The sequence below is a fragment of the Nevskia soli genome, from assembly GCF_903970205.1.
Lineage (GTDB): Bacteria > Acidobacteriota > Terriglobia > Bryobacterales > Bryobacteraceae > Bog-113.
In genome coordinates this window covers 1-9,473 of record NZ_CAJCHS010000049.1, presented here as the reverse complement: position 1 = coordinate 9,473, position 9,473 = coordinate 1, and the positions used below count along the sequence as shown (strand labels likewise).

General features: G+C 58.6%; 6 protein-coding genes and 1 pseudogene. 1 reads left to right on the top strand and 6 read right to left on the bottom strand.

The annotated features are described in order from the left end of the window. Positions 1–358 (top strand): annotated as a pseudogene (locus tag H1Y01_RS02565) (ATP-dependent Clp protease ATP-binding subunit ClpC); the annotation flags it as partial. 238 nt (positions 359–596) lie between these two features. On the opposite strand, the gene H1Y01_RS02555 reads toward H1Y01_RS02565, so the two are convergent. The 6 genes from H1Y01_RS02555 to H1Y01_RS02530 form a co-directional block, all read right to left on the bottom strand. After that, complete coding sequence (locus H1Y01_RS02555) at positions 597–1,433, bottom strand: thioredoxin family protein (RefSeq protein WP_180538528.1); 837 nt, start codon at positions 1,431–1,433, stop codon at positions 597–599. Continuing rightward, positions 1,430–2,005 carry a UbiX family flavin prenyltransferase gene (locus tag H1Y01_RS02550; protein WP_180538527.1) on the bottom strand — a complete coding sequence of 192 codons (576 nt, stop codon included), beginning with the start codon at positions 2,003–2,005 and terminating at the stop codon, positions 1,430–1,432. The genes H1Y01_RS02555 and H1Y01_RS02550 overlap by 4 nt, the downstream gene beginning before the upstream one ends. Positions 2,006–2,195: 190 nt before the next feature. Then, positions 2,196–4,202: an aryl-sulfate sulfotransferase gene (locus H1Y01_RS02545; protein WP_180538526.1), complete on the bottom strand. Its 2,007-nt coding sequence runs from the start codon at positions 4,200–4,202 to the stop codon at positions 2,196–2,198. A 99-nt stretch (positions 4,203–4,301) separates the two neighbouring features. Further along, a complete protein-coding gene (locus H1Y01_RS02540) occupies positions 4,302–6,626 on the bottom strand; it encodes a COG1470 family protein (protein WP_180538525.1) in 2,325 nt (774 codons plus the stop codon). Continuing rightward, on the bottom strand, positions 6,626–7,591 hold the full coding sequence (locus H1Y01_RS02535) for a WD40 repeat domain-containing protein (protein ID WP_180538524.1): 966 nt from the start codon (positions 7,589–7,591) through the stop codon (positions 6,626–6,628). The genes H1Y01_RS02540 and H1Y01_RS02535 overlap by 1 nt, the downstream gene beginning before the upstream one ends. Position 7,592: 1 nt before the next feature. Further along, the coding region (locus tag H1Y01_RS02530; protein WP_180538523.1) for a DUF1549 domain-containing protein at positions 7,593–9,473 on the bottom strand (1,881 nt) is incomplete at its 5' end.

The following is a 9,473-nucleotide window of genomic DNA, read 5'->3' as shown; positions in this document are numbered from 1 at the left end:
GCTGAAGATCATCGAACTGCTGGTGGGTCAGATCAACGGCAACCTGGTCGCGAAACAGCTCAAGATCAAGCTATCGACCGACGCCGCGAAGTACATTATCGAGAAGACACTCGGCGACCGGAGCTACGGCGCGCGTCCGCTACGCCGGGCGCTCCAGAAGTACATCGAGGATCCGTTGTCGGAAGCGCTCATTCAAGGGCAACTCCCGCGACCAGGTGAACTTGAAGTCTTTCTGGGCGAGACGGGCATCTATTACCGGCCGGTAGGCAGCGATGCTGAAGCGCAGCCGGTTCTGGCTGGTGACGTTGAGACCAGTCCGGCCGATCCTATACCGGGTACGCTGCTCTACACGTTCTAACTAGGGTGTATGGTGGCGACCCAGACCGATGTTGCTTTCGTTATCGCCCGCGCGACTGAGGTAATCGGCGATAACGATCGAGCAATGCGGTGGCTTGGTACTCCGGTCCGAGCTTTAAAAGGTAACGGAAAGACTAGGCAGGCTTGAGCACGGATTGTTCTAGTGAACGCGTACCGGCTCTGCTCGAGGCGCTTCTTAGCGAGCAGCGGCAAAGGCGCGACGATCCGCGGATTGTTAGTTAGCTACCCGGCGTTTTCGTCGGTTTCCAGCGCTCCAGAAAGGCCCGGATGTCATCCGGGCCGATCTTGACCGTAGACTCCCACTCTCCATCGCGTTGCGCGAAGATGACGTGTTTGTCCGGAGCAAGAACCGCGAGAGCCGGAATCCCTTTATCCAGATTGACGCCTAAGTGCGCGGCTAAGTCGTTGTTCTCCTTGCCGTCGTCACCGACGTTGATGTGAACCACGACAAAGTTGTCGTCGACAAGCGGCGCGAACTCCTTGGCGTGGAACGTCGTGTTGAGCACCTGGCAGTCATAGCACCAATTCGCTCCGAACACGACCAGGATGCGCTTGCCTCCGCGTGCGGCTGCCGCCGCGGCTGCGTCCAGTTCAGCGGGGGCTTCATTCGGCTCGGGATAGAGCCGCGTGTTCGGCTTCGCCGGCTCGGGCAACTTGCGGCCGGGATCGGGACGGAAGTCAGAGCGCTGGGTAGCTGTAAGCCGCCATCCGTCGGGCTGCTTCTCCCACACCTGAGTCATGGATGCGACTAACGCTCCATATCCCTTGAACGCCTGGACCCGCAAGACGAGCCTCGTTCGATCGCCGTCCGCCGAGATCTCCAGAAGCTTGGGATCGATCCCGACAACGCCGGAGGCTTTCAACCCGGTCCAATACCGCACCTCGTTCGGCAGCGTCGTGTCTTCTTTGCCGACGAGCACGCGGGCTGTCTTGCTGTAGAGCTGCGCGAGGGCGGGAGCATCGGCCGAATCCACCGCCGCCTTCCAACTCTCCAGTGGGACGAACGGGCTTTGCGCCGCGGCTGTACACGCGACGAATAAAAGGAGGGCTTTCACTCTTCTATTCTCCTATCCTCCCCCCATCGTGGGAATGTCTGGGTATCCAGCCCGAACAGGTCGAGCGCGCGGGCGACCGTATGATCAACGATGTCCTGTATGGTCTTAGGCTGCGCGTAGAAGGCGGGGACTGGAGGCATTACGATCCCGCCGGCTTCGGTGACCGCCAGCATACTGCGAATGTGACCGAGGTGCAGCGGGGTCTCCCGCAGCAGCAGAACCAGCCGGCGGCGCTCCTTCAGGCAGACATCCGCCGCGCGGGTAAGCAGGTTGCCGGTAACTCCGGTCGCGATCTCGGACAGCGTATGAATCGAGCAGGGAGCGACCAGCATACCCATGGTCTGGAACGAACCGCTGGCGATCGGCGCGCCAATGTCGGCGGCAGGATAGTACACGGAAGCGAGTTCACGCAGATCGTTTTGAGAGAGCGAGGTTTCGGAAGCGCGCGTCCGCTCACCGGCGCTGGAGACGACCAGATGCGTTTCAATCTGTAGCTTGCGGAGCGCGCAAAGGGCCTGCGCTCCGTAGACGATTCCACTAGCCCCGCTGATACCGACGATCAGACGCCGCATCCGCTCATTGTAGAACCTGGCAGCTCGTGATGGTAACCGCTCCGTCAGCGTCGTTGTTCCCTCGAAAATGACCCTCAACATACACCGTTCCACCCGGAGCATCTTTGGTTGCGAACCGACGGGGTCATGCCGAACTCACTAACGCACTGAGTCTACAGAGCCGCGCGCGTCAGCAAGCGGTAGTCTCGACCTAGGTCGGAGGCGGCGAGTATAAGTCGAACATGCGGAAGCAGCGGTAAATGGCAACGTCGCCCTGGAGATCGAGCACTTCGGTTCCCGTGAGCGCTCCCGTGGTGGGAGTATATTCGAGCGAGTAGGTGTTGACGGTTCCCGGAATAACACCGGCGAGGAAAAAGTAGTCGCCATTGTCCAGCAGTTGCGCGGTGCCGAGAGCCGAGGCAAAGTAGCCGATATCCTGTACAAACACCGGCGTTACCTGCATCGTGGTCTCGTCGAAATCGAGGGCCATGCCGCGGCTGTTGCCCCCATAAGTGTAGATACGTGTATTGCCGTTATCGAACAGCGTCATCACGCCGTTGTTTTCCACGCCGACGTCATGCTGGTGCGAGAACCAGGGATACGGATCATTGGCGATGTTATTGAAGGTGAAATCACCGTCCAGACCCATCCGCCAAAGGATCGTGCCGTCGCCCACGCCATAGCTGTAATTGATCTTGAGGACCCAATCCTGTGCGCGAACGGATAAGATGAAATTCCCATCCGCTTTGTTATAGAAAAGCGAATTGGAATGCATCCAGTCACTACCTACCGGTGCAACGCCCGGGCTGTTAATCAGAACCATCGGCGGGCAACCCGCCGCGCCGAGAGAGCAGACATCACCGGCCGGGGGCGCGCGGTTGATGTCCAGCTGAGTGCCGCCGCCATCGTGCTGGAAAGCATCCCAGTACCAGACAGGGTTCAGATTCGTGTCGAGGACGATGATGGCGTCGCCCACAACGTCAAAATTCAACCCGGTCTTATCGCCCTGCGTGCCCGGCGGAGCTATCTTTTCGATGCTTCCGATGAAAGCCCAATCGCCATTGGGCAGTAAGATGCAGTCGTGACTTAGCTGCACGAGACAACCCGAGCCAACGGCAGCGGGAAACGGAACACTGCCGCAGGACTGCAGATCGGGGTCGCCCAACGCCGCGAGCTTTTGGTTGAGAACGCCAAGGTTCGTTTCTTTCACGATGTTCCCGGTGAGGTCGATCTGGCGCAGCGATTGGTTAAAAGGGAAAGAGTTCTCGTACCACGACGGACCTGACTGCAGCAGGAAGAAATACCCGGCCGCAAGAGGCCGCGTCAACAAAGTGAAATTGTCAGTACTCGCGTAAAACCAGATCGGCGCGCCGTTTCGATCGGTCGCGGAGATTTGATATTCGGAACCAGCCACTGTCGGTATGTAGGAATGCAAAAAGATGTTACTCTGGTCGGCCTGGGACGTAAGCGTCAGAGGGGAGTACGTGCCGAGCACTGACAATCCGGGAGGGATCGAGCCGGTCGTAAAGGTGGCCGTGCTGGGTCCGGCCACGGTTCTGGTGCCTGACGTTGCCGTTCGGAGCCAGGGTTCGGGCGAGCCGGCGACAAATCGTTCAATCTCGTAGCCAACGTTGTAGGTGGTATTCGCGTACATCCCGCCGAGATAGAAATTGCTGCTCAGGGGGGCCTGACAGGGTTGGTACGAAGTCTGAGTGACAGCGCCTTGGCCGCTGGTTTGGTTGAAGAGGACACGAACCCAGTCGCCCACGGGGCACGGCGGCACTGCGGCGAGCGCCACCAGGGAATTTGTTGTGGGCACGACTGTCAGACCACCGCTGGTAACCAGGCTAGTAAACGTATACGAGAGATTTGCCGTAGCGGTCTCACCGGATACGAAATCTTTGGCGACAACTTGTATGGTGTATTGACCTTCACCTTCTATCGTTGACCACGAGACAGGCTGGTTAGTCCACACACCGTTAGCTAGGGCGCCTATGTTGAAGTCCCGTAAGATCGACTGCGGCCTTTGGGCGAGGGCTGTGCTGAACTGGAAAGTAAGTGGACCCGGGTTCGTGTCGGTAGCAGTAACACTTAGCGTAATTGACGTGCCTAAGGGCGCCGGTGACGGCTGTAAAGCACTAAACCCGGTAATTGTAACCGCTGCTCCTAACGGAAGACAGCTCAAAGCAGCCGTGAACAGCCGCGCGATTGATTTCATTCAGACCCCTATTCCGAAGCGAAGTATTGACTAGTAACAGCCGTCTACTGTATAAGTTGCAATCTTTTTCGAAAAGGTTACAGGATCAATAGGGGAACCTTAACGAGTGGCGGCAGCGTGGTCGTCGGGCTTCAGGTGGAGCGTGATCGGCTGGGACAAGAAGGCGGTCTGTTGACCGCCAGCGCGGGTTTCGATGTCGCCGCTAATGTAGATCGGCTGTTCGAGCGGTTGGGCATCGGGGAGGGCTTCGAGCGTGAAGCTGCGTTTGGTTTCGGTCTCATTGACCAGAACGCCGTTCAAGCCGACATCGATGACGCGAACGCTGGGCGGAAGGTCGCGGATCGCCAGTGGCACGCGGCCCGCGAAACCGTTGTTGCGGCTGACGGAGATTTCAATCGTGGCGCGGCCGCCGGGGACGAGCGAGACCTCGTGCGTTTCGGCGGTTACATCGACATCGGCGCGCGGGATGACCGCGAGTAGTTTCAGATGATCCTCCGCGTTAACTTCGCGGCCCTTGTCGTCGAAGACGCGGAACGGCGTGGCTGTTGGTGAAGTTGCGTTCGCATCGGCGCTAAGGGTTAGGGTGGCGGAAATCTGTCCCGGTTGGATCGTGGCTTTGGTTGCATGTACGCCCGGGGGCAGGTCTTTGACTTCTACGTTGATGGGGCCGTCGAAGTTATCCAGGCGGAGCGCGGTTACGGTTAGTGGGATGCGGCCGCCGGCGGGAACGTTGGGGTTGCGCGGACTGAAGCTAAGGCGGTAATCGGGGCGTGGAGCGCGGATGGTTAGACGGTAAGTGTAGTCTTCGCCTCTTAGTCCACGGACGTCGCTAAGGCGTATTAGATAATCGCCGTCAACCGGCGCGGTAAAGTGCAGCAAGGAATCCTTGCCGTAGCCGGGGCCGCCATCATCGTTCTTGTAAAGGAGATGCACCACCGGAAGGCCATTGTTCGGAAGCTTCGCGCCGACTTCGTGGATTTCGACCTTGTAGGCCGGCGAATCCATGCCGTGGGCTTCCGGCGTGGTGTCGAACAGAGCGGCGCGGCGACCGCCGAAACCTTCGAAGATCGTATCTTCATCCGGAAAATTGGGCACGCGCGTGATGCGCAGGATCTCCGTGCCGACCATCATGTAGTCACCTACTTTCAGGCCGGCGGCGGAATCGAGACGCAGTCCCTGGCCCACGGAGTCGTGATCGCGGAGGACGAGGGACGTCTGTTCGGTGGCGCGCGCGAGTGCGCGTTCGACGGGTTTTCCGTCGGTCGTGAGGATTTCGAGTTGGGAATCGAGCGGCGAACCCAAGCGCGCCGCGTTCACTTCGAAGACTAGCTTTTCACCTTTGCGGGCGTGGAAGCGAAAGTCCTGCCTGGGCGCGGTGAGACGGCCATTAACCGTCATCGGCGACGTGATTACCGGGCGGACAGTAGATTCGGGTTCCTGGCCAATCGCGATCCGCAGTTTGTTGACTGTATCGCCGCGCGTGCCGGCAACGCGCATCATGCGCGAATCAAAATCGCCTTCGTTGGGTTCGCCGGTTACTGTTATCGTGTTCGCGGTTAAGTTAAATCCGGTTAGTGTAACTTCGGCCGTCTTGCCTTGTTGTACGCCTAAGGGGAATGCGGACAGGACAACGGGTACAGCGCCTACTTTGATGCGGTAGAAATGCTTGCCACTGCCGCTCTCCTGATAATCAGAGATGCGGACATAGTAAGTGCCGGCTTTATCGAACTTATGGGCGAAGGTATTGGAGCCTGGCGTTCCGTCATCGCGGTGCCGGGTGATCGTGTCGCCTTTCGCATCTTCGATGGCCATGACGTTCTGCAGTGAGGAACCAAGCATGCGGCCATCGTCCTCGAAAACGAGCTGCTCACCGTCTTTTACTTCGATCTTGTAGTAGTCAACATCGCCTGGTTTGGAGATTGTGCCTACGAGGATGGCGGGCAGGCCGGCCACGGTTGCGTCGGTTATTGTGTCGTTCGGTTCTTTGTCGCCGGCCTCTCCCCAATAGGGCTCGATATCAACGGTGCCTTGCGGGGACAGGCCGAGCGGAGTAAGAACGCGGAAGCGAACGGGGCCCAGCGGGGCGTTGGCTGCTACCTGGATATCCGCGGTGATTTCGCTGCGGACGGGAAGGGGTCCGAGATCGATGGTGAGGGGGGTGCCGTTGCCGCCCAGACGCACATCGTCCTGGTCCGTCAGGTCGCGGATGCGGGTAATAGCGGCGGTTACAGAAGGATCGCTGAAGTAGATGGCGGAAGCTTTGGCTAAGTTATAGCCGTTGACGGTTAGTTCGAAAGTGCCGCCGCGGGGTATGCCCAGTGGGGAAATTTCGCGCAGGGTAGGCGGGGTCATGCGCGTGCCGGACGGGGAGTCCTCGGCCGCGAAGCCGGTTACGGCAAGTAGCAATAGCCATCCGAGACGCATTAGAGCTTCGTTCCTTTCGTGGGTTCGAGGATTACGAAAGAGCCGTCGAAACGCCCGACTGCAATGTGTTTTCCGTCCGGCGAGTAAGCAACCGCCAGGCCCCAATCGGGCTGCGCGGGAAAGGTGTACGTTTCGTTGAGGGTGGCCGCATCGAATGTCCTGAGCGTGCGGTCGGCGGCGCTGGAGAGCAGGGTTTTTCCATCCGGCGAGAAAGTGAGCGAGAGGATGGCATCTTCGTGAGCGATCAGGGAATGTTCGAGGGTTGCGCTCTTCTCGCCCATCTTCCAGATGCGGATCGTCTTGTCATAACCTCCGGCAGCAACATACTTACCGTCCGGTGAGACAGCAATCGTGTTCAAACCGTCGGCCGCATCGCTGAGAGTATAGATACGCTCTCCGGTGGCGAGGTCCCATATCTTTACGCCGCGATCGGCTGACGCGCTGACTAACCGTTTGCCATCGGGCGTGAAGGCGATGGAGTAGATCGCGTCGATGTGGTCTTTGAGTCGACGAATTTGTTTGCCCGTGTCCGCATCCCAGAGATAAATCAACTTATCGTAACTGGCCGTGGCGATGGTTTTGCCGTCGGGCGAGTAGGCGACCGAGTAGATACAATCGCTGTGGCCCTTGATGGTGAACAGCTCTTTCTGCGATTCGAGGTCGAACACTTTGACTTCACCGGAACGCGCGGGGAGACCGCCCGCAGCGGCGATACGCTTCCCATCCGGCGAGAAGGCAACACTGCGTACCTGTTCGACCGGGCCTTTGAGGACTACCGTGACCCTGCTGGTGGCTGGGTCAACTAAGCGCACTTCCTGGTAAGTGCCGAGCGCGAGTAACTTGCCATCCGGACTCCAAGCCACTGCACTAATCTGGGCTTTGACGGGGTGCGTTGGCGTGATGTTCGGGACGGGAACGGCGGCTGAAAGAATGGCGCATGTACTTAAGACGAGGAGCGGTTTCATGTCAGTAATTAAAGAGGAACTCCTTGCTGGAAAGCAAAGCCCACATCATGTCCTCGACGGCTTTACGGCGGGTGTCAGCCTGGCGGTCGGGTGGTCCGGTCTTGTCGCGCGCCGAGGCCAGGGCCGCGAGTAGTTCATGCTCTTCGGTGTCGGTTGGATAGCGGCTATAGGCAGACAGGAAGACGATATCGAGGAGACGCGAATCGGAAAGCCCCAGCTTGACCGCCAAGGCCGCGAAGCCCTCGGGCGCGCTCAGTTTTTGGTTTAGCGTATCGCCGTTGATTACGTGGAGCGCCTGGGCTACGCTGGGCGCTTGCGAGCGCTCGGCGGCATCGCACAGGATACGAGGGGGACGTCCGAACGATGTGAGGAACTCGGATTTTACGCGCACATCCGGAAGTTGGTCCGCGCGAAGACCGAGTGCGTAACCGTCGAACTTAGTCGGGACGTTGGTTACCTGCGACATCGCGTCTAGTAAGACCTCAGCCGGCAGCCGCTTAACGATGTACTTCGAATAGTATTTGTTATCGAAGGAATTGGTGGAGTTGGATTCCGCCGAGAGCTGGTAGGTCGCGGAATTCATGATCGTCTTAATCAGGCGGTCGATGTCGTATCCGTTCGCGACGAAGTCTTTATCGAGCGCGGCGAAGAGTTCTTCGTTCGAAGCCGGATTGGTGGCGCGCAGATCATCTACCGGATCGACCAAACCGCGACCCATGAAGTTGGCCCAGACGCGGTTGATGATAGCTCGGGAGAACATATGGTTATCCGGCGAAGTCAGCCACTTAGCGAACGCGAGGCGGCGATCTTCGGTAGAGGTCAGCGACAACGGCGTGCCATCGAGCGGAGTGGGCGGGAGCGGCTTGAACAGGCGCGGGTGATTGATTTCACCGGAAGTCTTGGCGAAAACGACGACATCGCCCGATTGCGCGCCATCCTTCAAGCCAACGCGCGAGAAGAGATTGGCCAGCTCGTAATACTGATTCTGGGTCCACTTTTCGAGCGGATGGTTGTGGCAGCGGGCGCAAGTGAGGCGCTGGCCCATGAACGCGAGGGTCGCGTTCTCGGTTAGATCGATCGGGTCTTTGTGGAGGACAAAGTAATTCAGCGCGCCGTTTTCGAGAGTATCGCCGGTTCCGGTGAAGATTTCATTCACCATGCGGTTCCAGGGCTTATCGGCCTTCACGCTGTCGTGAATCCAGTTGTAGTAAGAGCGCGCGGCGTTGGGGGCTAGCTTGCGCGTGCTGACTAACAGGAGGTCGGACCACTTATAAGTCCAATAATCGACGAATTCATCGCGTGCCATCAGCGAATCGATGACTTTGGCGCGTTTGTCGGGGGAAGTATCCGCGAGAAAAGTCTCGACTTCTTCGGAGGTAGGCAGGATTCCAGCCGCATCGAGATAGGCCCGGCGCAGGAACGTGGCGTCATCCGCCGTTTTGGAAGGCGCGATGTTCAGGGCTTGTAACTTGGCCAGGACGAAATCGTCGATGTAGTTGTGGCGATCAAACTTAGAGTAGATGGTTGGATCGATGTGGCTATCGTAAGGAACATTCAGCCGCGAATAGAGTACGCGGCTTTGATACCAGAGAGTGATGGCCGCTTCTCCGGGTCCGTTCATCTTGACGTGGCCGTTGTCATCTACCGAAGCAACGCCTTCATCGGAGGATGAGTACTTAACCCAGTGCGTGACGTCGCGAACATTGCCGTCCGAGTACTTCGCGCGAACTACCAGCTGCTGTTCAGCGGCGGGCAGCAGCGTGGCTGAGGCGGGATAGACTTCAAGTCCGATAAAGGCGGGGTCGTTCTCCGGAGAGCGAGGCGCGCCCTGTGCGATCCACTGGCTGATCACTTTGTATTCGAGCGAATCGGGCTTGAAGCG